We start from the raw sequence: 25,918 nt of genomic DNA, 5'->3' as shown, positions 1-25,918 counted from the left end.
ATCTCTATCATATTGGAATTGGCCTGGCCTGTATTATTCCAGCTCTCGCGATTGAACCCCCACCTGACAATGCGCCACCGCCACCATCGGTGGAATCCAGAGTTCGATCATCCTCGAATTCCATAGCCCAGAACCCCCAAGAAGATAGCACCGCACCAATAGCACCGGCCGCCCAAGCCACTTCTCGCGCGAGCAACTCCCGTGGCTTTCTAGGCCTTATGACCAAAGAAGTCCCGGAAATGCTCCGCATGCACCTAGGCTTGAAAACGGGTGAAGGAGTGATGGTGAATGGTTTGGTTCCTGGTGCTCCAGCCATAACGAGTGGATTTGCCAAATATGATATTATCCTCAAAGTAGCTGATACAGCTATCGGATCCCCCGAAGAACTTTCAAATAGTCTCGCGAATTACAAAGCAGGCGATTCTGTTAATATCGATTTAATCCATACTGGCGATCGAATTACCAAATCAGTAACCCTCGGACAACGGCCAACAGATCTCGACTTATCTAACAATGATAGCTTGGATCCGCAAATGGCTCAACGCGCTCAGGATTCCCCCCCGAATCTGGATTTCGAGCGCTTGGGAGGCTTTACTCCCGAACAGGCAGATCGGATTCGCCGCATTATTGAGCGGAATTTGCAAAATCCACGCCGCCTTCAAATGTCCATGGGACTATCTTCTCACATGGAGGATATGATGCGCCAAATGGAGGATCAATTTTCGGACATGAATGACATGATCGATCCACAGCAAGGCGGCAATGGGAACTTCGAATTCAATTCCGGCTCCAGCCTTAGCATCGTCGATGACGATGGTAGTATCGAAGTCCGTTCAAACAATGGAGATACCAAAGTGACCGTGCGGGATCAGGACAATAAAGAAGTCTGGTCCGGGCCGTGGAATACGGATGACGACAAGTCCAAAGCGCCAGAAGACATCCGCAAGCGGATTGAAAAATTCAATCTATCCGGCGGCGGTAATGGCAAGGCGTTCCATCTACAATTCGGCACCCGTAGCGGTCGCTGACCAATTCCGCTAGGTTTCATTTTCCAGGGAGGCAAAGCATACCCGCGTCCAGCATGGCTGGCGCGGGTATGTGATTTTTATCCCCCCAACCTCAGCTGCCACTGATTCTTCAAACTTCGTCCCCACTCAGCGCAATTTTCGCATTGGCCAACAACCCGGAAGGGCCGTGCACCTCACCCGCAATCTGAACCAGTCCGCCTAACCTTCCTTCCACTCGGGCAGAAATATCCAGTGTTTCTCCCGGGACTGCCGCCCCCAGAATTTTAGCCATTTTCACGGCTGTCAGCCGCAGATTTTCCAGTTTCTGCTCACCACTTTGAGCGACGATCCCTCCCATTTGCGCGATTGCTTCCAGCAAAATCACCCCTGGCATCATCGGATTGCCGGGAAAATGCCCGGCAAGAAAGTCCTCATCTCCAAGAATGCGGTATTGTCCGGTGCCGCTGACTCCGGGTTCGAGCGCCTTGATTTCGTCGACGAATCGAAACGATGGGCCATGCGGCAACGAATCGAGGAAATGCGAGTAATCCATCGCTGTTTCATGTGAAAGATGACGGACAATTACAATCCCGGTGACTTGAAAAATCGGGTCGACCGAATGCAGCTCCTGTCGGTATGGTGCGCCATCTGCCCACGATTTTGCCACCTGTCGAACATACCGCCCTGGAATCACCTTCGGAATCTGCCGGTGGTCGGGCATGGATTCGTCTCCCGTGGGACTGGCTGATGATGGCAACCGCTGTCGTCGCCTGGGGGATTCTCGGACTGGCAGTTTCGCTTCTTGCGCTGCCGATATCACTCCTTTTCAGCAAAGCGAAATCCCAGCGCATCGGCCGGTGCCTCCACCACGGGATCATGAAACGTTTCATCGCATTTCTCAAAGCGGTGGGATTGATCAGGGTGGATTTGTCTCCGCTCGAGTCGCTAAACCACATCGACCACCCCGTCATCATCGCGCCAAATCACACGTCGCTGTGGGATGCGATTTTCCTGATCGCCACCATTCCTCACGCGCTGTGCGTGATGAAAAAGTCCATTCTCTGCAATCCGTTCCTCGGCGGTGGCGCCCGGTTAGCGGGTTACATTTCAAACCAATCCATCACCGGAATGATCCGCGCCTCGGCAAATGCATTGCGCGACACCGATCATCTGGTGGTCTTCCCCGAGGGCACCCGGACCCGACCGGAGAGCCGTTGGATCAATCCGATCAAAGGAGGATGTGCCTTGATCGCCATTCGTGCCGGAGTTCCCGTGATCCCGGTCATCATCCGCAGCAACACCCGATTTTTGCAAAAAGGCTGGCCCATTTGGAGACCACCGGCATTTCCGATCAGAATCTGTTTCGAGATCGCACCACCTTTGGTTCCAGTTGCGGGAGAATCCGCGCACCACTTCAACCAGCGCCTGCAAGCGGTTTACGAAACGGAACTTGCCAAGCCGCATCCCTTGAGACGCCAAGTGGCCTCGGTTGAAAACTAGAAATTTTAGTAAGGCACTTCGACGCCAGAATTCGTCCAATGCTTGCCCGCCGCCGCCAGTCGCTGTAGACCTCGGCTCGCATGCCGGATCACCGCCCACTTGTTCTCATCCCCAGTTACAATACCGGCCCCATTTTGCGCCAGACTCTGGATGCGGTCTTGCGAGCAAATGTCCCGGTCTGGGTGGTGTTCGACGGCTCAACTGATGGCTCACCTGAGCTCATCAAAGACCTATCCTCACCCCATCTGAAGGTTCTTTCGTTGGAAAAAAACTCAGGCAAAGGATCCGCCGTTCTCTACGGGCTGAAGGCGGCAATGACAGAAGGTTTCACCCACGTGTTGAGCATGGACGCCGATGGGCAGCATCCTGCGGAAAAAATCCGGGAATTTTTCGCCATTTCCGCCGAATTCCCTCAAGCGGCGATTTTCGGCCGTCCGGTGTTTGATTCATCCGCACCGGCACTCCGGGTGAATGGCCGCAAAATTTCCAATTTCTGGGCAAATCTGGAAACTCTGGGCTGGGGCATTGATGATTCCTTGTTCGGCATGCGCCTCTATCCAGCTGCCGATCTATTAGCGGTGATGGAATCCACCCAATTTGCCCGCAGATTCGACTTCGAACCGGAAGTGGCGGTTCGCTTGGCATGGCGGGGTGTTCCCATCATCAATTTGCCGACACCGGTGCTCTACCCAAAGGCGGAAGACGGCGGGATTTCACAGTTCCGGTATTTGCGCGACAATACCCTGCTGACCTGGATGCACTTGCGTCTCATGCTTGGATTCGCCTTGCGATTTCCCTACCTCCTGCTGCGTGGGGATAATCCGCTGGAATCCGAAAATCCACCTTCGCGATGACCACTGCTTTGCCGAAAAAGATCGGATCGCTCTACCGCGGCCGCTGGGATCAGCACTATGTCGCGACGAAAGTCCGCACGGATCCACTTTATGCGCGGATCCATCAGGAGCTCGCCGACTCCTCACTTCCGTTGCTGGATTTGGGTTGCGGCCTGGGTGTCCTCGAATTTTTTCTACGAGAACTCGGGGTCGCGGTTCCGATGCTCGGGCTCGATTACGATGAACGAAAAATTGAGGCCGCACGCTTGGCCGCGAAAAAGGTAGGCACCACCGATGTGGATTTTTCGGTTCATGATGCCCGAACCGGCCTGCCGGAGCATTGTGGAAATGTGACGATCCTCGACATCCTGCAATTCATCGCCCCGGAGGAGCAACGGACGCTGTTGAAGCTCGCTGCCGAGCGAGTTGCACAACAAGGAGGGAAACTCGTGATCCGTTCTGGATTGCGGGATTCGTCACTGCGATTCAAAATCACCGTTTTTGGCGATGTTGTCGCCAAGGCGACGTCCTGGATGAGATCCGGCCCAGTTCACTACCCGGTGGCGGAGGATTTCCAGGAAATCCTCTCGCCCTATGGAACGGTCGATATTTCTCCGCTCTGGGGTGGAACCCCGTTCAACAATCATCTCATCGTGATGAGCCGCTGACCGAATCAGGCCAAATCGACCTCATCTTCGATTTCATTAAAGTCCATCTCACGGACTCTCTTCTTGTCGCGTTGGCGCTCCACTTCCTTGCGCAGGGTCTCGCGCAACTCCACGCCATTTTTCACGCCGGGAATCAGAACCTTCGGCTGTCCACGGTCAGAAGTTTCCAGTTTGATGGTCGCGAGGCCAACAACTCTCATCCACCAAGGGCGAATGGTTAGAGTATCTTTCACGCGATACAGTTCCACTTCTTCGATGTGCTGGTTGATGACACCTGATGTGATTTTCAGGCGCTCATTGGTCAACTCGAACTGCTGGCATTTCACCACCATGTATTTCCAGATGATCCAAGCCAACGGCAAAACCAAGGCGATGAATGCCGGAGGAAAGAAGATCCCCCCGGCTACGATTCCAGCGATTACGATCAAGGAGACCAAATAGGCTCCCAGATTCAACCATTGTGATGGGCTGGTTTTCCAAAAACTGACTTCGTCACTCACGACCCAACATGGTCGCTTAGACCACTTTCCTGCAAGTGGAGAATCATGGGGATTTTCTACCGTTCGGATCAGGTCATTTTGATCAAGCCGCATAAGGTCGCCGGTGCATCAGCGCACCGGCATCGTCGGCTCCGCCATGGCTGCGGCTTTTTCGCGTTCCTTCATGGCCTGGCAGGCTGCACAGCAGGTCTTCGAGCCATACGATTTGCAGGCGGATTTTTGGTATTGGGTGCCTGCTGCAGGTTGCGCAGGAGCGACTCCGTTCGATGTGGTCGTGGATGAAGTTTTCATCGGTGCGAAGACCTTACTCAAGCCGGGCAGAACCGCTCCGCATGCCTTCGCTGATGCTCTGCGCATCTTGCTGGAACTTCAGTCCCTGTCTGCACGAATTTCCGGTAGGAAAACGGTCAGGAATCCGAGCAGCGGAAGAAACGCACAAATCTGGAAGACGAAATTGATTCCATGCATGTCCGCCAGTTTTCCAAGGGCTGCGGAGCCGATGCCTGCAATGCCAAACGCCAGACCGAAGAACAAACCAGCTACCATCCCGACTTTGCCGGGCAACAGCTCCTGCGCATAAACCAGGATGGCTGAAAACGCCGAGGCTAGTATCAAGCCGATGATCACGCTCAACACGCCCGTCATTCCGAGGCCGACATGGGGCAATAGCAGTGAAAATGGCGCGACGCCGAGTATGGAAACCCAAATGACTTTCTTCCTGCCGAACCGATCCCCCACCGGACCACCCACAATGGTTCCAATCGCGACTGCCAGCAATAACAGGAAAAGATGATACTGGGAATCACGCACGGAGATATGGAAACGATCCATCAGATAAAAAGTGTAGTAACTGGAAAGTGACGCCAGATAGACATACTTCGAAAACGTCAACACCACCAATACCAGCAACGCCCGGATCACCGTTTTCCTTGAATAGATGCTTTCCACCTCCGCATCCTTGCTGGTGCTACGGCGATGAATGCGATGAAGGTTCCGACCCTGCCATCTGCCGACATTCCACAGAACCAAGATCGCCAAAAGCGAAACAGCGGAAAACCCAATGATCGCACGTTGGCCATGGGGAACGATGATCAGCGCAGCAAGCAAGGGCCCGATTGCGCTTCCAGCATTTCCTCCGACCTGGAACAAGGATTGGGCAAGCCCGCGCCGCTTCCCTGCAGCCATGTGGGCGATCCGCGAAGCTTCCGGGTGAAACACCGCCGACCCAGCACCAATCAATCCGGCGGAAAACAAAATGGTGGCAAAGCTGCTGGCGGAGGAAAGAGACACCAGTCCCACCGTCGTCAATGTCATGCCGATCGGTAAAGAATAGGGCAACGATTTGCGGTCGGTGATCAATCCCACCACCGGCTGAAGCAACGAAGCCGTCACCTGAAAGGTAAAAGTAATGAGTCCCAGCTGAGTAAAGGACAATGCATAGGAATTCCGCAGCAATGGATAGATCGATGGCAACAAGGCCTGGATCATATCATTCATCAAATGCGAAGCACTGATCGCAAATAGCAGGCCGAACACCGTGGAAGTAACGGGGGGCTGGGCTATGTCGGCAGGGGTTGATCCAGAGGTTCGCATGAGGGCGATGAACCTGCTGGATCTCCATCCGAAGTTCAACCGAAGGAGCTGGTGTTATTCGGGGATCTTCTGGTATTTTTCTCGGATTCGATCACGAAAAGCAGCTGGAGTCAGTTTTTCATATCGCCGGAAGAAGCGGGCAAAATAGGAAGGATCTTTAAATCCAAGCCGATAACAAATTTCTGAAATACTAAGATCGGAGTGCAACAGCATCCGTTTGGCGTCCAATTGCCTACGTTTCCGGATGAGACTGCCTGCCGACTCCCCCAACTCGTCACGAATCACATAGTTCAAATGATTTTCTGTCACTCCCAAGGCCTTCGCATAAGGCGAAAGTTGATGCCATTCCGCGAAGTGCATTTCCACGGTCTGGTGGAATCGTGCCACAAGCCGCGCCGCACGGCCGTTCGCTGGATTCGGGTGAATCTCCGCATGCCAGCGAGAGCATTTGATGAACAGGATATTGAGCAATGAGCGGATCAATGACTCAGCGCCGGGCTCCGCTTGATCAAACTCACTCTGGATCTCATGGAAGATCCGGTGTGCCACTTCTGACTGATGGGAATCCAGAGACAGCCATGGCAATCCGGTCGACCCATGGAAAAACGGAAGTTGATAGAGCCCGCTGATTTCAGCGTCTGGAGACGATTCAAAAAACTCACGGGTAAATGAGACAATGGATCCGCTCATCCCGGCCTCTGGCTTGGCGGTATGCACCTGACCGGGACTCAGGAAAAATACGGTCGTGCCCGTGATCTCAATTTCCCTGAAATCGTGCATTAACTGACCGCGCCCCTTCATGATCGAGACTTGGAAATAGTCATGGTAATGCGGCATCCGACGGATCGGATCGTTGTCCATCAGCTCATTAAATGACACCGAGACAATTCCCTTTTCCCGCAACCGGAGTTGGTCTCCGTCCGCGAGTCGGATCGCTGGAATTGATTTTCGGTCCATGGTTCGTTTTGCCTATTTCCAAAACGGTGACTTGCTCCGCCTAAATGGAGAAGCATCGGCTTGTTAGACGCTGAATTTCGAATTTTGCATCAAGCTCCCACTTGCCAAACCCGATCGAAGTTGAATAGATGATTGAATGAAGAAAGCCAGCGCGTTCATCGTTTTTCGTTCTACAGCGGATTCTGGACTTAATCATTATCTCTTCGTCGGTTATGAGTGGTCACCCGTCCCGCATTCCGTGTGGATGATCTTCGATCGCGGCAAGAATTCCGTTCTGATGACTCAGGATTGCCGCTTCGAACCGAACCGCTCGAACAAAGAAGCACCGGAAATTTTCACAGAAAGAGACGTCATGATCGCCATCGCCCTGAAGGGCGCATCCATGCATATGGGCTGCCCGAAGAGTGCCTGGCTCGAGATCGAAAATCCGGACACAGAAATCGCGGTTTTTCACGCCAGCACCACCACTCTATCTGAAAAGAGTCAGCTGTATCTCGCGATCGAAAAATTCGGCACCTACTACAAGCTCCCGCATTACATGGCGAAGATGCTCGAGTGCCTAGAGCCTCATCTCAATCTGGTCATTACCGACCTTTGATTTGATGAGACCCATTGCGGCAAGTCCGATCAATCATCCTTGATATCGATCATCGCGCGTTTGCGGCGACTTTCGATCCAGCGGTTGTATTGAGCTACACTTTTATCAGCCCGGACACGGTTTTCCACCATATCGCGAACTTCACTGAGTGCTGGAGATGGTCCCAGATCTTTGTGAGTCACTTTCACGATGGTGAATCCTTGAGGATCTTCGAGTGGTCCCAGAAGTTCACCCTCTTTCGCATCGAAAATGATTGCCGCGAACTCTGAGGATAAATCCATCCGTGGCACGTCCTCCTGGACGCCGCCGGCTTCTGCAAATGCATCGCGCGAATAGCTTTTTGCCAGCTCTGCGAAATCTTTGCCGTCTTTCAGCTGCTTAACCAAACTTTCCGCAAGGGCGAGTTGGGTCTCCGGCGTCGACAAGGGGTTTTGCGGATCCACACGTGGGATGTAGATTTTCATGAAGGAAATCTGGTCCTTCGTGGTGTCCCGAATCTGCAACTTGATGTTGTTGTATTCCTTGCGAATTTCGTCTGGAAGGGGTGGTGGAGCATTGAGAATCGCCTGCTGCTGTTTCATGGCGTCGACCACCAGTTTGTCACGAGTCATTCGGCGATAGCCTTCCATCGTTAAACGGCTTTTCTTTAATTCCTCACGGAATCTCTCTTCACTGCCATTGAATTGATCACGAATCTGACGATCAATTTCCTCGTCGATGTAGCTCGGTTTGATGGTGGCACCAAGTTGCTTGAACTCATCCAGAATGATCTGACGGTCGATCAATTCCTGAATCACGCGTGCTTTCTCCTCTTTGAACTGGCGCTCAAACTCTTCGCCACGCCGTGGGAATTTTGAAACCAGCTGCAAATAGCTGGGAGCTAACAACATATTGACCTCGCTTCGGGTAATTACCTGGCCGTTCACTTTGGCGGCGATGCCGTTGACTTCAATCGGTCCTTGAGGTTGGCCGAGGACCGTCATCGGGCCGCAGGCGACCGCCACAGAAAGGGCACAAAGAAGGCGGAATTTCATGAACAAGAGTAATTTAGAAGTTTAGCAAAAGAGTAATGGCCTCGGCCAGCTTCCCTTGGGGACTAGCCGATTGCAAGCGGGGAAACCTGCGGCCTTCGAGCATGATGTAATCGCCATTGCGATGCAACATCAGCCTTTGACCCTGAATTTCCACGGATGCTATCCCCTCAGCGGCAGCAATTGCCTTAATTTGTGCAATTTTTAGCAAATTGGCAGCCGGATCAGGGATTCTGCCAAATTTGTCACGCCAAGCAGTTTCCAGTGCCTGCACCGCTTTCTCGGTCCCGGCTTCGGAAAGCTCGCGAAACGCGGAAATCCGGATTTTGGTTTCCTCCAACCACCCGGCTGGCAGGAACGCCGGAAGCGTGGTCTTCGGATCGGCGCGCGACCAGCTGGACTCGGAAAAGGCGACGAAATCGGCTTTAAAGTTGGTCTCACCCTGCGGCGCGTTTTTACGCCCTTTGAGACGATCGACCGATTGGCGAAGCAGCTGGCAGTAAAGATCGAATCCGATTTGTGAAATGTGGCCCGATTGCTTGGTCCCTAGCAAATTACCCGCGCCGCGAATTTCCAGGTCACGCATCGCAATTTTGAATCCCGAACCCAAGGCGGTGTATTGCTTGATCGCGTGAATCCGTTTTCGCGCATCACCCACTGTCATCATATCACGCGGCAACAAAAGAATCGCATACGCCTTCTCCCCCGCCCGGCCGACCCGACCGCGAAGCTGATACAAATCGGCAAGGCCAAACCGATCGGCGCGATCGATGAGAATCGTGTTGGCATTGGGAATATCGATCCCGGTTTCGATGATCGTGGTTGCCAAAAGAATATCCGCCTCACCCCGGACGAACGAATGCATCACCACTTCGAGGTCGGATTTGTCCATTTGCCCGTGGCCGATCACAATTCGCGCCTCCGGCACCAACTGACGGAGCTTCGAGGCCATCAGCTCAATGGTTTTAACCCGGTTGTGCAGGAAAAACACCTGACCACCGCGTTTCATTTCACGCCGGATCGCATCGCGGATCACCCTCTCATCGTACGCGCAAACCGTCGTCGCCACCGGCACCCGATTCGGCGGCGGGGTCTCGATGGTCGACATGTCACGCGCGCCCATGAGAGCCATGTAAAGCGTCCGCGGAATCGGGGTCGCGGAAAGCGTCAACACATCCACCTGACGGAACAGCTGCTTGAACTTTTCTTTGTGGGCGACGCCAAAGCGTTGCTCCTCATCGATCACCACCAAGCCGAGGTCCTTGAATTGAACATCGCCGGAAACCAGACGATGGGTGCCGATGACCATGTCCACCGAACCGTCCTTCAGACCGGCCAAGGTTTCGCGCACTTCCGCAGCCGTGCGGAATCGGTTCAGCAAATCGACCCGCATCGGATAATCCGACATTCGTTCGCGGAAGGTGCGCCAATGTTGCTCCGCGAGCACTGTGGTCGGCACCAACAGCGCGACTTGCTTGCCGCCGGTGATCGCCTTGAACGCGGCGCGGATTGCGACCTCGGTTTTACCAAATCCGACGTCACCGCAAATGAGCCGGTCCATCGGTTTGCCGGACTCCATGTCCAGCTTCGTTTCTTCGATTGAGCGCCGTTGGTCTGCGGTTTCGGTGTAGTGGAATGAATTTTCGAATTCCCACATCCACTTGGAATCCGGCGGATGCGCAAAGCCACTTTCGGATTGGCGCTCGGCCTGCACCCGCAGCAGCTGCGCCGCGTAGTCGAGAATCGATTTTTCCGCGGCCTTTCTGGCGTTTTTCCATGCGGTGCTGCCGAGCTTGTTCAGTTCCGGGGTTTTGCCGCCAAGACCCACGTACTTGCCGACCAGATGCGCCTGTTCGAGCGGCACTCCGAGCAAGGAGCCATCGCGATATTCCAGAACCAATTCCTCGCCCTCGTCGCCTTGCTGGATGCCGCGGAATCGAGCAACGCCGTATTCATAGTGAACCACCAGATCGCCCTCTTCCATCTCATCGACGGTTGCCCGGGCGCGGGCGGCGCGCGCTTGATCCAGTGAGGAGCGACGCGGCCCGCCACTGCGATATCGGCCGAAAAGTTCGGACGAAGAAAGAACCGCCAGTTTGAGAACCGGCACCGTGAAACCTGCCAGGAGTTCACCGCGCACCGGTTGCAATCCCAGATCGCGCTGCAAATCCTTGCCCGCGAGTTCCGCGAAGCGCTCCTGCTCGCCCTTGTTGGAAAAGACCATCGCCACGTCCCAGCCATCGCGTTTCCAATCATTGAGCTGCCGGAAGAAATGATCGCGCCGTGATTGCTCCAACACGAAATCGCCAGCCTCGAACGACCCAAGCGGACTGCCGAAACAAGCGAGCGTGAAATCTTCCTCGGAGTTGTATTCCGCAGCCCCTTCCAAAATCCGGACATCCGGCCGTGAAACATCCGCAGCCAGGGAAATGAAAACATCATCAGGGCGTCGGTAGTCGGCGACCGTCGCTTCGGACACCGGTTCCGCCAGCAACAGATCCGCTTCTAACAATTTCCGCGTCGATGCTTGGGAATCGAGGTCAAATTCGCGGACGGATTCCAGTTCGGTATCAAAAAACTCAAGCCGGAGTGGCTTCGGTGCCTGCCAAGCAAACAAGTCGAGAATCCCACCACGAACCGCAAATTGGCCGCGGGCGGCAACGGTCGGCACCCTTTCATAACCGGCTCCGGTGAGAGTTTCGGCGAGCTCGACCGGGTCCAACGTAAGCCCAGGCTTCAGCGCGGTGCGGCTGGCTCGCAAGGAGCCGGGCGATGGCGCAGGCCCATCGAAGGCATCGCTTCCGCAAAGCACCACACAGCTTTCCGATCGGGCCAGAACTTCCAGCACGGCAAACCATTCCGCTGCCGACTCCGGATCGGCCACCGTTCCATCCCCCGTTTCCGCAGGCGGTTCCGGAAGGCAAAGCGCACGGATGTTCCAGAGTTCCAATTCTGCCGCGAGGCGTTCGCGTTGCCGTGGGAGATCACAAACCACCCAGCAGCGGGATTTTTTCGCGTCGCGCGCGGCACCGATCGAAACCGCCAACAAAAACGCGTGAGCCGCCTCGGCCGAGTGATCGAGCACGACCTCTCCATCGCCAGCAGCCAATGGGGCCAGGCGTTCGGCAAATTCCGGCAGCGTGATGGCGCGCCGCAGCAGGCCGCGCGTGATGGGGTCCGTTTGGGCCACGCCGCAGGAATAGGCGCGATCCAGCGCTCGCGCAAGGAAACTGACAAACCACAAAGATTCGGATTTTTGCTATCTGCTGAAACCGCGATACGGTCCGGCATGATTCCTCTCTCGGTGCTCGACCTTTCCCCCATCCTCCAGGGCGAAGGTGTTTCTCAATCTTTTGCTCACACGCTGGCCTTGGCGCGGCATGTCGAATCGCTCGGTTATCACCGGTTCTGGTTGGCGGAGCACCACAACATCCCCGGTGTCGCCAGCGCCGCCACCTCCGTGCTGATCGGTCATGTTGCAGCTGGCACCCAATCCATCCGGGTTGGCTCCGGTGGCATCATGCTACCAAATCACGCGCCCTTGGTGATCGCTGAACAATTTGGAACTCTGGAAGCTTTGTTTCCGGGGCGAATCGATCTCGGCCTCGGGCGCGCTCCCGGCGGAGATCCGCTAACCGCAAAAGCACTGCGCCGCAATCTGGGCAGCAGTGGCGATACCTTCCCGCAGGATGTGTTAGAACTTCAGGGCTACCTGGATGATGCTGAACCGGGACAAGCTTTGAAGGCGATCCCAGGGGTTGGCTCAAAGGTTCCACTCTATTTGTTAGGCTCCAGTGATTTCAGCGCAAGATTGGCAGCAGAGCTTGGTTTGCCGTTTGCCTTTGCTTCGCATTTCGCCCCCGATTACCTGCACACCGCCCTTTCGCTTTATCGGAAAAACTATCGTCCATCCGCAGCCCATCCCGAGCCACACGCCATGGTCTGTGTGAACGTCGTCGCGGCCGATACCGATGATGAGGCCCGTTTCCTCTTCACCACCCTGCAGCAGCAATTCCTCAACTTGATTCGCCGGGGACCGCAGCAGCTCCCGCCACCCGCCAGGCACCTTCACTGGACACTGGCGGAACAACAGCAAGTCGGCAGAATGTCGCGCTGCTCCATGGTTGGAAGCGCGGAAACCGTGCAGCAGGATTTAACGAATTTCATCAAGGATACGGCAGCAGATGAAGTCATCGCCACCGCACAAATCTTTGATCAAACCGCCCGGCTTCGCTCTTTCGAAATCCTCGCGGAAGTCATGAAGGTTCCCGCTTCTCTAACAGATGCACGAAATAATCCACCGCAGGATTGCGCGATTGATGATTCCACGCCGCCCACATCCGAAAATCGTAATTCGAGCTTTCTTCCAGTGGAATGATGTGGATGCCCTGATTTTTCAGATCCAGGACCTGGGGCAGCAATGAAATCCCCTGATCGGCCGCGATCAGATTGATCAGTGAATCAAATCCCGCCACCCGCCGGAGGTTGGTCGGCGTGAAACCTTCCCTGGCACAGAATCCGCATACATCCTCCTGATGAACCGAGCGAGGCTCCTTGCCGATACTGTAAATCACCAGATCGCGGATTTCTGGCAGTGCCACGGATTTGCGCCCCGCCCAGGCATGTTGCGAAGAGACGGCGACGCCAAATTGCGAATGCACCACGCACAAGCTGCGCAGCCCGGAATTCGCCAAGGCATCCTGGCCATAGGCAAACCCGATGTCGATGGTTCCCCGTTTCAGCCCCTCCAACTGCTCAAGCGGAAGCATTTCGACAAATTGAATCTCGACTCCAGGGTATCGGTCCCTGAATTTCTTCAGCGTCAGCGGAAGGAAATCAGTGGCAATGATCCCAACGCTGCCGATCCGGAGCGCCCGGCTCTGCCCAGACTGGGTTTGCAACGCCCGCGCCACAGCCATCTCCGACTGCGTCAGGAGCTGCCTGGCGTCCGCCAAGAACACCTTTCCCGCCTCTGTTAATGATACCGCCACCGTTGTCCGCTCCAAAAGCTTCACTCCGGTTTCCTCCTCCAGGTTCCGGATTTGCTTGCTCAACGCCGGACCACTGACATGCAACCGATTTGCCGCTTTCCGAAAACTGAGGTCCTCCGCGACCGCCACGAAATATCTCAAATGTCTGAGTTCCATCCCGCCGCAGTAGTAACTGCTGGTTACTAGGGTGCAAACTTCAAAATCATTCCGAATCGTTCGATTCGATGCTAACTAGCCCGCCATCAAACATTCGTTTGTCCAATTTCTTACCCACCATGCAGCCCCACCTGTTCATTCCACTCACCCTTGCGACTTTCCTGATCCTGCCATCCTGCAAGAAAGAGGAGGCCGCAGGCCCACCACCCGGACCAACTGCCGTATCCGTACTTCCAGCTGGTACTGAAGACGTTAGCATCACTCGCGAATACCCTGGCCGCATCGATGCCGTCCGCACCGCGGATGTCCGCGCACGTGTCCCCGGCATTCTGCTGCAAAAGAAATTTGTCGAAGGCGCTGAAGTTCAGAAAGGCGACGTTCTGTTCCAGATCGATCCCGAGCCACTGCAAGCCGCACGCGACAGTGCCGCCGCCTCGCTGGCAACTGCCAAAGCCAATTCCTCTATCGCCGAGGTGAATGTGAAACGTCTGCGTGGTCTTTCCGCCTCAAACGCAGTCAGTCAGCAGGATCTCGATGATGCGGAAAACGCGGTCGCCCTTGCAAATGCCCAGATTCAAGGCGCTGAAGCCGCGTTGAAAACTGCCGAGCTGAACCTCGGCTACGCCACCGTCACCGCACCGATTTCCGGTCGGATCGGTCGTGCCATCGTGACAGAAGGAGCCTTGGTTGGCGAAGGAGAAGCAACCCTTCTCGCCACCATCCAGCAATTGGATCCGATCTATTTCGACTTCACCCAACCAAGCGGCGATATGATCTCCCTGCGCCAGGCCATGGAAAAAGGCTCGCTGGGTAAAGTTCCTGACGATCAGACCGGTGCGACTTTGATCCTCGAAAACGGCACGGAATATTCCGTCAAAGGACGCATTTTGTTCTCCGAAGTGACAGTCGATGAAACGACAGGCATGGTCACGCTGCGTGCGGAATTTCCAAACCCTGACCGCGTCCTGCTGCCGGGCATGTTTGCCCGCATTCGCGTCGTCGAAGCGATTCGCAAAGATGCGGTTACCGTGCTTCAGCGCGCTGTTACCCGTCAGCAAAATGGCAAGGCCAGCGTCATGGTCGTGAACGACAAAAACGAGGCCCAGCTGAAGATGATCGAGACGGCAGATCCCGTCGGCGACAAGTGGGTCGTAACTTCCGGCCTGCAAAAAGGCGATACCGTGATCATTGAGGGCATGAAAGCGTTCCCTGGAACGAAAGTCGTGACCGAGCCCTACACCCCCAAAGCACCGGACAAAAAAACCGGTGAAGGCTGAGTTGTAGCCTTCATGCTGCACATCCCCATCCGCGTTCCTTTCCCATCCAAATTCCTCATCCTTCATGGCCCGATTCTTCATCGAACGCCCGATTTTCGCGGTCGTCGTCTCCATCTTGATCTGCCTTCTGGGCGTGATCTCCATCACCCAGCTGCCGGTCGCTCAATATCCGAGCGTCGCGCCACCCTCGATCTCGGTCACCGCGACTTACGCCGGTGCTTCCTCCGAAACGTTGAGCGACACCGTGACTTCGGTCATCGAGCAGCAGCTCAACGGTATCGATAACCTGCTCTACATCTCCTCCGCCAGTGATGCCACCGGCCGGGCAGTCATCACCCTGTATTTCCAACCGGGGACCGATCCCGACACGGCGCAAGTCCAGGTGCAGAACAAGGTTCAGCTCGCAACCCCCAGCTTACCACAAACCGTGCAGCAATCCGGTGTGGTGGTGGCCAAAGCGACCCGGAACTTCTTCATGATCATCGCCCTCGGATCGGAAGATGGCAGCATGGACTCGGTTGCACTCGGCAACTACATGTCCGCCTCCATGCTTGATCCGCTCCGCCGGGTGCAAGGCGTCGGTGAGATCAACCAATTCGGCACGGAATACGCCATGCGCGTGTGGCTGGATCCCAACAAGTTGTTCAGCTACAATCTGACACCGCTGGAAGTGAACGAGGCTCTCCAAGCTCAAAACACCCAGGTGGCAGTCGGGCAGATTGGCGACCTGCCAGCCGCGCCCGGCCAGGAGATGAATATCATTCTCCAAGGCCGCTCCACACTTGCGACGGTTGAGCAGTTCAACAACATCGTCCTTCGCGTCAACACCGACGGCTCACGGGTCTATCTGAAAGACGTCGCCCGCGTCGAAATGGGTGGTCAGGCCTACACTCCCGAAGCCCGGATCAATGGAACCCCATCGGTCGCCGCCGCGATCAAGTTGTCACCAGGTGCCAACGCGCTCAACACGGCAAACGCCATCAAGGCCGAAGTCGAGCGTCTGGAGAAATTCTTCCCGCCTGGGGTGAAAGTTTTCTTCCCGCTTGATACTTCCACCTTCGTCAAAATTTCGGTCGAAACCGTGATCCACACCCTGGTCGAAGCCATCATTCTGGTGTTCCTCGTGATGTTCCTGTTCTTGCAGAACTTCCGCGCCACCTTGATTCCCACGATCGTGGTTCCGGTCGCATTGCTCGGAACCTGCGGCTTGATGCTCGCCATGGGCTTCTCGCTCAACGTGCTGACCATGTTCGGCATGGTGCTCGCTATCGGGATTCTGGTGGACGACGCCATCGTGGTGGTTGAAAACGTCGAACGGATCATGAGTGAGGAAGGTCTCACCGCGAAAGAGGCCACCAAGAAAGCCATGGGCCAGATCACCGGCGCGCTGGTCGGCATCACTCTGGTGCTGACCGCTGTGTTCATCCCGATGGCCTTCTTCGGCGGCTCGGTGGGAACCATTTACCGTCAGTTTTCGGTATCGATGGTTTCCTGCATGGTGTTCTCCATTTTCCTCGCCCTCACGCTGACTCCGGCACTTTGCGGGGTGCTGCTGAAGCAGGTTGAAGCCGGACATCATCACGAGAAGCGTGGCTTCTTCGGTTGGTTCAACCGCACGTTCGACAAAACCTCCACCGGCTATCAATCCGTGGTCGCCCGGTTCGTCAAACACGGAGTCATTGGCTTCGTGGTCTTCCTGGGCGTGTTGTTCGCCGTGGCCAATCTTTATAAGAAAATGCCTTCCGCATTCTTGCCAGAAGAAGACCAAGGCTACTTCCTGACCAACATTTCGCTGCCAACCGGTGCCACCGCTGAGCGTGCCCACGAAGTGATCCTCCAAGTGGAAGACTACTTCAGCAAGCAGCCGGAAGTGGACGGCTATCTGACCGTCGCCGGTTTCAGTTTCAACGGCCGTGGCCAAAACTCCGCACTTGCCTTCGTCCGCCTCAAACCGTGGGAAGAACGTGAAGGCAAAGAGCATAAGGTCCATGCCATCATCGGACGCGCCATGGCCCATCTCGGAGGCATCAAGGACGCATTTGTAGTCGCCCTCAACCCACCCGCGATTCCCGAGCTCGGAACGTCCGCCGGTTTCGACTTCTGGCTGCAGGACAACGGAAACGTCGGTCACGACAAACTCATCGCGGCGCAGAAGCAATTGCTCGCAGAAGCAGCGAACAGCAAAGTTCTAGCCGGGGTTCGTGTCCAAGGTTTGGCCGATGCCGGACAGATGAAAATCGAGCTTGATCAGGACAAGGCAGCTGCCCTGGGCGTCTCCCTTGCCTCGATCAACACGACCATGCAAACCGCATTCGGGTCCAACTACGTGAACAACTTCGTGAACGGCCCGCGGGTGCAACGCGTAATCGTCCAACTCGACGCCAAATTCCGAATGACTCCCGAAGACATCGGCAAAGTCTATGTGCGCAACGACCAAGGAAAAATGGTTCCGCTTTCCGCAGTGACCAAAATCGAGTGGTCATTCGGTTCGCCCCAGCTGCAACGCTACAACGGCGTGCCAGCGGTCAACATCGTCGGCGCCGCAGCCCCTGGCAAATCATCGGGTGATGCGATGGCTGAGATGGAGCGGATCGCCAGCAAAATGCCCAATGGAATCGGCTACTCGTGGTCCGGACAATCTCTGGAAGAGAAAATCTCCGGAAACCAGGCCCCCATGCTCTATTCGGTGTCGTTCCTGATCGTGTTCCTCTGCTTGGCAGCGCTCTACGAAAGCTGGTCGATTCCCATCGCGGTGGTCCTGGTGGTTCCACTTGGGATTTTCGGCGCACTTCTTGCCGCGACCTATCGGGATCTGCCAAACGACGTGTATTTCAAAGTCGGTCTCCTCACCACCGTCGGTCTGTCGACGAAAAACGCGATTCTGATCATCGAGTTCGCCCTGGATCTGATGAAAGAGGGCAAGGCGCTCATCCCGGCGATTCTCGAAGCGGTGAAGCTGCGCTTGCGCCCGATTTTGATGACCTCCATGGCATTCATCCTCGGTGTGGTGCCTCTCGTCCTGAGCACCGGCGCTGGTTCTGCAAGCCAGAACGCGATCGGCACCGGTGTTGCCGGGGGGATGCTTTCCGGCACGATCCTCGCGATTTTCTTCGTTCCGATCTTCTTTGTGGTCGTGATGAAGATCGTGCACCGCATCATCGGTCACGATCCGGGACTCGAAACCCACGGAAAAACCCCAACCATCTGAGCGACGGATGGGGTTTGAAAATGGCTTAAGCCGTTTTTAACGAACTCACTCGGCATGCTTGCGAGCTTCCTTCTGCAGGAACTCGCAAGCTTTTGCCGCACCAAAGGCCAACAAGGCTGGCCCGGCCAAAGCTGAGACAAGTCGCACGTTGGCGACAACAATCGAGCGAATCGGTAGCCGGTGCAAAACATATCCAGCGGCGACTGCTGCAATCATCGCCTTCGTTGGCGACTCTGACACACAGGCTTCGCACTGGTGATACTTTTCCTTCAAGGTCTTCTTCGCATCATCAAACAATGCATAGACCCCTTCTTCGATAGTGGGTGGTTCGCTGGGATTTGGAGTGTATTCAGACATAAAATTACCAGAATTTAAGATGGTGGGTGAAGCGGCTCAGGCCGGACGAAAGGTCGCCCAAAAGATCAGCAGGAATTAGATCCCGCGCTTGATCTGTGGCATCGTCAAGATGGCCACGAAGCCGGCTGCAAAGACATGCAGGTTCACGGCGGGAAGCGGAAGCCAGATAACCGATTGCGAGGCCGAAGACCAAGGCCCCGGCGACAACTGGCAGCGGGCGCTTGCGAATGTATTCATCCGCACAAGCTGCGGCGTCTTCGCCTTTGCTCTTCACGTTGTGATACAATTCTGCGGATTTTTCTTTCACAACCTGCGCTTCTTTTTCTGCGAAGCTGCGAAGGTTGGATTCAGCGTCACTTAAGGATGGTTCGTTCGTCATAGCTACGAATCCCTTCGCATAATCCAGGCCCTCTTTGAGAATCTGCATCATATTCGTTTAACCATCTCATTTCTGGCAATTTGAATAAACAGCTGAAGAAATGAAGACGAGTCGAAAATATTGCAAATTGCGCGACCCAGATGCAAAAACATGGGATTCCATCATTACTCCCAGTCAACCGATCAGAAGATAATGGGTTCGGAATCATCGCTGGATTATTACCTCAGCGTTCGAATCCAGAAATAAGGGAAATCTCAACTTTCCGCGAACGTGCTTGGCGAACCCGATTTTTTTGTCAAATTCCAGACCCCGAACCCCTCCAGGATTGATTGCCTCCCGCCCTAACCCCCGCGGGAAAATCCATCCAAAATCCGACCGGTGAAAGCCCCTACCCACGCTTTCAACCGGAGAAAACCCATCTACATGAATTTATATCGCACCGCGCTACGGCACTTTCCCGCCGTTGCTCCCATGGCATTGCTACTGTTTGGCTATTCTGAATCCATCGCCGATCCAGTGGCCTGGTTCAAAGCTGATTCCATTCAATCTGAAGCGGAATCCGCAGTCAGCCAATGGATCGACTCCAGCCAAAATGGGCATCTCGCGCAGGCCGTCGGAGCAGCCCCCACGCTGGATCTGCAAGGCATGAACGGACTCCCCTCGGTGCATTTCGATGGTAGCCAATCGATGTCCTTTTCCCGCCCGATCGATGGCGATTTCACCATACTGGTGTTGTTCAAATCTTCCGCAGGATCAGGCTCCTCCAGCAATTTCTATTCAGGGGCCGGTCTGGTAAGCGCGGAAACCCCTGGGGTCACCGATGACTTTGGCATCGCTTTGAGTGAAAGCGGCCGGGTCATCGCCGGCACGGGATCTCCAGACGTGACCATTCGTTCCCCGCAGGGATTCGATGATGGCGCTCCCCATTTGCTAAGTTTCGTGCGCAATACGGCGAGTTCTACCATTTCGCTCTACGTCGATCAGTCACTGCGCGATGTTTCGACGGATGTAGGCAATCAGTCATTGGACGCCTTCCAACAAATTGCCATAGGAGCCCAACCTGGGCCTTATAATTTTCTAACGGGTGACATCGCCGAGATCATCGTCCTCGATGAAGTACTAGACTCATCCGAGTTATCAGCATACGAATCCGCCATTTTAGGAAAATACAGTCTTTCAGGAGGCAGCACTCCGCTCGTTCCAACTCGAGTGGCTGCGAATGGAGCGCGCATCTCCTGGGCGGAAACGGCAGGTGCCACCAGTTACACCGTGCTCCGCTCCGATTCTGAAAGCGGCCCATTCAATCCGATCGCAACGGGAATGACCAGCACCTCATACCTCGATACCACGGCCAGCGGTGGACAAACCCATTACTATCGAATTGAAGCGGAAAACTCAGCTGGAACTGGTTCAGCCTCCGCGATCGTCGAGTCCATCCTCCCCGAACTCCCGGAGAATGGTCGGGTTCTGATCAATGAGATCCACTACAACGGACTGAATAACACGGTTCACAGCGATTTCATTGAGCTATTCAATTTCGATCAATCACCGGTCGATATCAGTGGCTGGACCCTCAGTGGCGCGATTGACTTCACCTTCCCAGCAGGCACGACCATGCAAGCTGGTGGCTATCTCGTCATCGCTCAAAACCCCGCCACGGTGGCAGCATTATGGAACGTATCGGCGCTGGGTCCTTATGAAAAATCCCTCAGCTCGGACGGCGAAACGATCACTCTAACAGATACATCCGAGCAGACCGTCGCCGAGGTCAGTTATCGTTCCGGATTTCCATGGCCATGCGCGGCCAATGGCGACGGAGCCTCTGCGGAATTGGTCAATCCGCTTCTCGATCCAAATCTTGGAAGTTCCTGGCGTGCCTCCATCGTTCCGGATGGCGAAGCCACCATGGAAATCGCTTCTCCGGGAGCACAAAACTATCAGTTCAAAATCAATCCTGCACCGAACATTGAGGAGGTTGTGCATGCTCCGACTCAACCAACCTCGAACGAAGCCATGGTTGTCACCGCTAAGTTAAGCGACGCAGATGGGATCGCCTCCGCGACGCTCTCTTATCAGATCGTTTCACCGGGCAATTACATCCCGGCCTATTTGCCACTTCCGATCGTCGATCATCAATTTAACACCAACCTCCCCCGCACGCCGAATCCCGCTTTTGAAGATCCGGCGAACTGGACCAACATCCCCATGTGGGACGATGGCACTCATGGAGACGCAGTTCCGGGTGACGGGATTTTCACGGCGGTGATCCCCGGCCAGAACAACCGGACATTGGTTCGTTACCGGGTCTCCGCAACCGACCTGCAAAACGAATCTGCACGCGCACCATTTGACGACGACGAATCAAAAAACTTTGCTTGTTATGTCTACGACGGAGTGCCCGATTATCAGGGAGTATCCGCCTCAACTTTACAGACCTTGCCTGTTTATCAATTCCTCACCCGTCAACAGGATTACGATCAGTGCGTGGCCTATAATTCCGCAGACCAACTTAGCGGGAACACCCCGAGCTGGACATACGAAAACTGGGAAGGCGCGTTTGTATTCGAAGGAGTCGTTTACGATCATATCAAGTATCGCCTCCACGGCGGAAACGGACGCTACTATTACACCAGCAAGCGCGGGTTCCGATTCTTTTTCAATAAAGGCTACGACTTCCAAAACCGGGATAATGACGGAAATCTGCTACCCACGAAATGGAACAGCATGACCACCGAAAACTGCTGGGAAAATCGCGGAACGTTGACCTATTCACTGAACGAAATGATCAACTTCCATCTCTGGGAAACGATCGGCATTCCCTCGCCCCGCGCGAATTGGGGACACTTCCGCACTGTAACGACCGCGCAAGAACAAGCGGATGCCTACCATGGCGACTTTTGGGGACTGATTATGATCCACGAGGATTATGACAGCAATTTCCTCGACTCCCACGAACTTGAAAAAGGCAACGTTTACAAGCTGACACGGGATGAAACGGCAGGGCTAGAAGAGCAAAGATATCAAGCCCCGGATGCCGTGAGCGATGGCTCGGATCATGACAACATCTATCAGAATCTAAATAGCAGCAAGGATGAAGCCTTCATCCGCAGATATGTGAATGTTGAAAAGTGGTCGTATTACCACGCCCTCTGCCAGGCAGTGCGCCATTACGACTATTGGCCAACTGGTGACAACAATGCGGCTTATTACTTTGAACCGGATTTCACCGACCAAACCGATCACTTGGGCAAACTGTGGACCATGCCGAACGATGTCGACGCCACCTGGGGGCCAACCTGGAACGAAGGCAAGGACGTCGTCTACGCCGCGATTTTTGACAATCCTGCCAATTCCGGACTCTACCCGCAATATTTCAACGCGGTTCGCGAGGTCCGTGATCTGTTGTGGCAGGAAGATCAAATTGATCCCCTGCTTGATGAATTCGCCGCAAAAATCGCTCCATTCGTTCCGGCCGATTCCATCCGTTGGAAAGGAGCTCCATCTTCCGCAGGAAATTACGACGGCCTCGGTGGAGCGGGTGCCACCTCGCTTGAGAATCTCGTCATCGACATGAAACAATTCGCCTGGGTTGGTGGCAGCTGGCCTGGCGGTGATGTCGCGAGCGGAGGAAGAGCTGCATTCATGGATCAACTTCAACGCGGAGTGGACTCCAGCGAAGCGAACACCATCCCCAACACACCGGTGATCACCTACACCGGTCCCGGCGATTTCGTGACCTCATCGCTGAGTTTCTCCAGCAGCGCCTTTTCCGACCCACAAGGTACCGGAGATTTTGCAGCCATGCAGTGGCGGATCGCCGAAGTCACAAATCCTACCGCTCCCGCATACGATCCAGCCGATCAAGTAAAACTGGAGTGGAACAGCGATTTCGACAGCGGTCCGATCGATACTTTCAATAGCTCGATATTGATTCCCGCGACCGTTTGTAAATCCGGCCACGCTTATCGCGCCCGGGTTCGCCATCAGGATCAAACCGGGCGTTGGAGTCACTGGTCGGAGCCCATCCAATTCATCGCTGGAGTCGCCCCTGCCCCGGGCCCGATTGTAGTCAGCGAAATGCTCTACAAACCCAGCAATCCGACACTTGCCGAAATTTCGGCAGGATTTGATGACCAGGAGCTTTTCGAATTCATGGAAATTCGAAATGTGGGAAGTGAATCCTATGATCTAACAGGTGCGTATTTTGAAAAAGGCATCACCTTCACATTCCCCTCGGGTTTCATTCTCGCGCCCGGCGAATCATGCGTCATCGTTCCCAATGCCCATGCCTTTGCCTTCCGCTATGGGCCGGGCCGAAACATCGCAGGCACCTACGTCGGTGCCTTGAAAAATTCCGGCGAAAGAATCCAGCTGCTATCTGCTGCAGGACTGCCACTGGTGGATTTCACCTATTCGGATTCGGCCCCTTGGCCTACGGAAGCGGATACCGATGGTCGCAGCTTGGTGCTGATCCATCCGGATTCGCAGCCTGATCCTTCACTGCCTGAAAATTGGATGGCAAGCCCCTACCCTGGCGGCACACCTGGCTATCAAGATCAGTTATCATTCGAAACCTGGGCATCCCATCAAAATCTAACAGGTTCATCTTTGGATGACGACGATGGCGATGGCCTCGTCAATTTATTGGAATACGCGTTTAACTCAGATCCCGCTTCGACCAATCAGGGACCGGATTCCGGCCTTCAGCAACTCACGGTCGATGGCAATGTGGAGACCTACTTGACCATCACCTTCTTGCGCAACATCGCGGCAACCGATCTCACGTATCATGTGGAATTCTCGACTGATCTCGAATCATGGGAAGATTCCCCAATCCTGATCGAGCAGACCAACCACTACGATGGCACCATGACGGAAACCTGGCGCGCCCCGGTCCCAGTTGGAGATACCGGTTTCCTCCATGTTCGGGTGGTTGGCGAAACCGAGATTTCATCGAAATAACTCGTCGAAAAAAGTAGATTCGCGATTAATGGGAGGTGCACATGTCACCTCTCGTATTCCTGACCATGATTCTGGCCCTGGGCATCCTTGCCCAGTGGCTTGCCTGGAAGTTCAAGCTGCCGTCGATCCTGCTCCTGTTGGGATTCGGGTTTGCCTTCGGCCAATGGTCCGGCGTTCGAATTGATGACTTTCTCGCACCAGGCGATGGTCATTCCAGCCCACTTCTCTCGGTGGTTGGTTTGTTCGTCGCCATCATCCTGTTCGAGGGCGGACTGACCCTGAAATTCCAAGAGTTGAAGGAATCCGGCCTACCGATTCTGCGGCTCTGCACCTTTGCCGTGGTGCTGTCTTTTGCACTGACCACCGCCTTCATGACGTATGCGCTTGGATATAACATCCGCATCGCGGGACTGATCGGCTGCATTCTAACAGTTACCGGTCCTACCGTGATCGCTCCATTGCTGCGCCATGTGAACCCGACGCGCAAAATGGGATCGATCGTCAAATGGGAAGGCATTGTTGTCGACCCGATTGGTGCAATCCTAGGAGTGCTGGTTTTCAAAATTGCGATCGCCAGCGACTTCGTAACCGCTCGAACCGAGCTTCTTCAGTCAATTGGCGTGATGATCCTCGTTGGAATTATCGGTGCCCTTCTGATCGCAAAAGGCGTTGAGTTCCTGCTCAAAAACCATTTGGTTCCAGACTACTTGCAACCCGTCTTCTTGTTGGCCGTGGTTGCGATTGCCTTCACTGGCTCGAATCAAATCGAAAACGAGGCAGGCCTGCTGACTGTGACCGTGCTCGGAGTTGCTTTGGCGAACCAGAAAAGTGTCTCAGTCCGCCATATTCTTGAGTTTAAGGAAAACCTCCGCACGCTCATCATTTCTTCCCTGTTTATCATTCTATCAGGTCGGATTTCCGCAGCAGACTTGCATGCATCGTTGGAGAAGGGACTGATTCTACTGGCATTTCTGGTTTTGATCGGCCGTCCCCTATCCGTCTATCTGTCCTTGTGGAGATCAAAGCAAACCACGTTCAAAGAGAGAACTTTCCTCGCGTTTTTGGCACCGCGCGGAATCGTCGCTGCTGCGGTAACCTCCATCTTTGCCCTCGAGTTCGAGGAAGCTGCAGTTCACGGACGGTTTGGTGTCCAGTTGTCACCGCTTATTGCCGAACAATCGCGAGAGTTGGTCGCGCTGATATTCCTCATCATCATCGGCACCGTCAGTATTTACGGTCTCGCCGCAGCTCCATTGGCCAGGCGGCTTGGCCTGGCATCCAAAACCTCCGATGGAGTGCTCTTCGCTGGAGCGGATGCCTGGGCCAGACTCGCAGCAAAGCCGCTGCAGGAAGATGGTCACCGGGTGCTTTTGTTAGATACAAACTTCAAAAACATCGCGACCGCCAAAATGCTCGGACTCGATGCACGGAGAGCCAACATCCTATCCGAATTTGCAGAGGAATCGATCGACTTTAACGGCATCGGACACCTTGTCGCTGGCACTCCGAACGATGAGGTTAACTCCATGGCGGCAACCCGTTTCATTCACCAATTCGGACGCGCCGGAGTCTGGCAAATCGCCCCCGCAGATCGAAACGAACATCATACCAAATCCATCGCTCACGAGCTGCGCAGCCGGGTTTGCTTTGTCGGTGGTCCAGATCACAGCCAGCTCACCTCCTATGTGCAAAGTGGAGCAGTGATGAAAAAGTCGATGATCACCGAGAAGTTCGATTTCGACAAATATCGCGAGTCCTATCCATCGGCGCTGATTCTATTCATGAAAGACCTGAAAGGCCTCCGACCCGCGCCATCGGAGTTGACCAAAGTCGCGGAAGGAACCGCGCTTTACGCCTTGGTTCCGCCAACCGAACTTCCACCTACGGCATGAGGTTCTAAC

The 25,918-nt window shown here is 54.8% G+C and carries 19 protein-coding genes and 1 pseudogene; 10 read left to right on the top strand and 10 right to left on the bottom strand.

Annotated elements, in window-relative coordinates:
• The first annotated feature begins 218 nt into the window (after nt 1-218).
• Entirely contained in the window at nt 219-1,028 is an 810-nt protein-coding gene (locus tag JIN85_RS04760; protein WP_200268135.1) for a PDZ domain-containing protein, read from the top strand.
• Between the two features lie 109 nt (nt 1,029-1,137).
• Here JIN85_RS04760 and JIN85_RS04755 read toward each other — a convergent pair whose 3' ends face one another.
• Nucleotides 1,138-1,728, bottom strand: a complete 591-nt coding sequence (locus tag JIN85_RS04755; protein ID WP_200268133.1) for a 3-hydroxyacyl-ACP dehydratase FabZ family protein — start codon at nt 1,726-1,728, stop codon at nt 1,138-1,140.
• A gap of 26 nt (nt 1,729-1,754) precedes the next feature.
• On the opposite strand from JIN85_RS04755, the gene JIN85_RS04750 reads away from it, so the two are divergent.
• The 3 genes from JIN85_RS04750 to JIN85_RS04740 all read left to right on the top strand — a co-directional run bounded on the left by JIN85_RS04750 (nt 1,755) and on the right by JIN85_RS04740 (nt 4,008).
• A complete protein-coding gene (locus tag JIN85_RS04750; protein WP_200268132.1) occupies nt 1,755-2,507 on the top strand; it encodes a lysophospholipid acyltransferase family protein in 753 nt (250 codons plus the stop codon).
• A gap of 80 nt (nt 2,508-2,587) precedes the next feature.
• Nucleotides 2,588-3,361: a glycosyltransferase family 2 protein gene (locus JIN85_RS04745; protein WP_200268131.1), complete on the top strand. Its 774-nt coding sequence runs from the start codon at nt 2,588-2,590 to the stop codon at nt 3,359-3,361.
• Nucleotides 3,358-4,008, top strand: coding sequence for a class I SAM-dependent methyltransferase (locus tag JIN85_RS04740; protein ID WP_200268130.1), 651 nt, complete (start codon nt 3,358-3,360; stop codon nt 4,006-4,008). The genes JIN85_RS04745 and JIN85_RS04740 overlap by 4 nt, the downstream gene beginning before the upstream one ends.
• A 5-nt stretch (nt 4,009-4,013) precedes the next feature.
• Here JIN85_RS04740 and JIN85_RS04735 read toward each other — a convergent pair whose 3' ends face one another.
• From JIN85_RS04735 to JIN85_RS04720, 4 genes are all read right to left on the bottom strand, one after another.
• Complete coding sequence (locus JIN85_RS04735) at nt 4,014-4,508, bottom strand: PH domain-containing protein (RefSeq protein ID WP_200268129.1); 495 nt, start codon at nt 4,506-4,508, stop codon at nt 4,014-4,016.
• A gap of 108 nt (nt 4,509-4,616) precedes the next feature.
• Nucleotides 4,617-4,865: a hypothetical protein gene (locus JIN85_RS04730; RefSeq protein ID WP_200268128.1), complete on the bottom strand. Its 249-nt coding sequence runs from the start codon at nt 4,863-4,865 to the stop codon at nt 4,617-4,619.
• Between the two features lie 12 nt (nt 4,866-4,877).
• Nucleotides 4,878-6,101: an MFS transporter gene (locus JIN85_RS04725; RefSeq protein WP_200268127.1), complete on the bottom strand. Its 1,224-nt coding sequence runs from the start codon at nt 6,099-6,101 to the stop codon at nt 4,878-4,880.
• 54 nt (nt 6,102-6,155) lie between these two features.
• The gene (locus JIN85_RS04720; protein WP_200268126.1) at nt 6,156-7,058 is read right to left on the bottom strand and encodes a helix-turn-helix domain-containing protein; all 903 of its coding nucleotides are present in this window, start codon (nt 7,056-7,058) and stop codon (nt 6,156-6,158) included.
• A gap of 136 nt (nt 7,059-7,194) precedes the next feature.
• On the opposite strand from JIN85_RS04720, the gene JIN85_RS04715 reads away from it, so the two are divergent.
• Complete coding sequence (locus tag JIN85_RS04715) at nt 7,195-7,656, top strand: hypothetical protein (protein WP_200268125.1); 462 nt, start codon at nt 7,195-7,197, stop codon at nt 7,654-7,656.
• 29 nt (nt 7,657-7,685) lie between these two features.
• Here JIN85_RS04715 and JIN85_RS04710 read toward each other — a convergent pair whose 3' ends face one another.
• The gene (locus JIN85_RS04710; protein WP_200268124.1) at nt 7,686-8,690 is read right to left on the bottom strand and encodes a peptidylprolyl isomerase; all 1,005 of its coding nucleotides are present in this window, start codon (nt 8,688-8,690) and stop codon (nt 7,686-7,688) included.
• A gap of 13 nt (nt 8,691-8,703) precedes the next feature.
• Complete coding sequence (gene mfd / locus JIN85_RS04705) at nt 8,704-11,877, bottom strand: transcription-repair coupling factor (protein ID WP_325108291.1); 3,174 nt, start codon at nt 11,875-11,877, stop codon at nt 8,704-8,706.
• A gap of 99 nt (nt 11,878-11,976) precedes the next feature.
• Between mfd and JIN85_RS21240 the strand changes: the two genes are divergently transcribed.
• A complete protein-coding gene (locus JIN85_RS21240; RefSeq protein ID WP_234047235.1) occupies nt 11,977-13,065 on the top strand; it encodes an LLM class flavin-dependent oxidoreductase in 1,089 nt (362 codons plus the stop codon).
• Here JIN85_RS21240 and JIN85_RS04700 read toward each other — a convergent pair.
• A pseudogene (locus JIN85_RS04700) lies at nt 13,019-13,834 on the bottom strand (LysR family transcriptional regulator); the annotation flags it as partial. The gene JIN85_RS21240 and the pseudogene JIN85_RS04700 overlap by 47 nt on opposite strands.
• Before the next feature lie 119 nt (nt 13,835-13,953).
• Between JIN85_RS04700 and JIN85_RS04695 the strand changes: the two are divergent.
• Both JIN85_RS04695 and JIN85_RS04690 read left to right on the top strand, forming a co-directional pair.
• Complete coding sequence (locus tag JIN85_RS04695) at nt 13,954-15,111, top strand: efflux RND transporter periplasmic adaptor subunit (protein ID WP_200268122.1); 1,158 nt, start codon at nt 13,954-13,956, stop codon at nt 15,109-15,111.
• Nucleotides 15,112-15,175: 64 nt separating this feature from the next.
• Entirely contained in the window at nt 15,176-18,319 is a 3,144-nt protein-coding gene (locus JIN85_RS04690) for an efflux RND transporter permease subunit (RefSeq protein WP_200268121.1), read from the top strand.
• A 45-nt stretch (nt 18,320-18,364) separates the two neighbouring features.
• Here JIN85_RS04690 and JIN85_RS04685 read toward each other — a convergent pair whose 3' ends face one another.
• Nucleotides 18,365-18,676 (bottom strand): hypothetical protein, encoded by a 312-nt coding sequence (locus JIN85_RS04685; RefSeq protein WP_200268120.1) that lies wholly within the window; start codon nt 18,674-18,676, stop codon nt 18,365-18,367.
• A gap of 4 nt (nt 18,677-18,680) precedes the next feature.
• Entirely contained in the window at nt 18,681-19,055 is a 375-nt protein-coding gene (locus JIN85_RS04680; RefSeq protein ID WP_200268119.1) for an ElaB/YgaM/YqjD family protein, read from the bottom strand.
• Nucleotides 19,056-19,478: 423 nt separating this feature from the next.
• Between JIN85_RS04680 and JIN85_RS04675 the strand changes: the two genes are divergently transcribed.
• Nucleotides 19,479-24,017, top strand: a complete 4,539-nt coding sequence (locus JIN85_RS04675) for a lamin tail domain-containing protein (protein ID WP_200268118.1) — start codon at nt 19,479-19,481, stop codon at nt 24,015-24,017.
• 41 nt (nt 24,018-24,058) lie between these two features.
• Nucleotides 24,059-25,909 (top strand): cation:proton antiporter, encoded by a 1,851-nt coding sequence (locus tag JIN85_RS04670; protein ID WP_200268117.1) that lies wholly within the window; start codon nt 24,059-24,061, stop codon nt 25,907-25,909.
• Nucleotides 25,910-25,918 lie beyond the last annotated feature (9 nt).

Origin of the sequence: Luteolibacter pohnpeiensis (assembly GCF_016595435.1) — a bacterium.
Lineage (GTDB): Bacteria > Verrucomicrobiota > Verrucomicrobiia > Verrucomicrobiales > Akkermansiaceae > Luteolibacter > Luteolibacter pohnpeiensis.
Note: the sequence above shows the minus strand (reverse complement) of the source record. Positions and strands in the feature narration are given on the sequence as shown.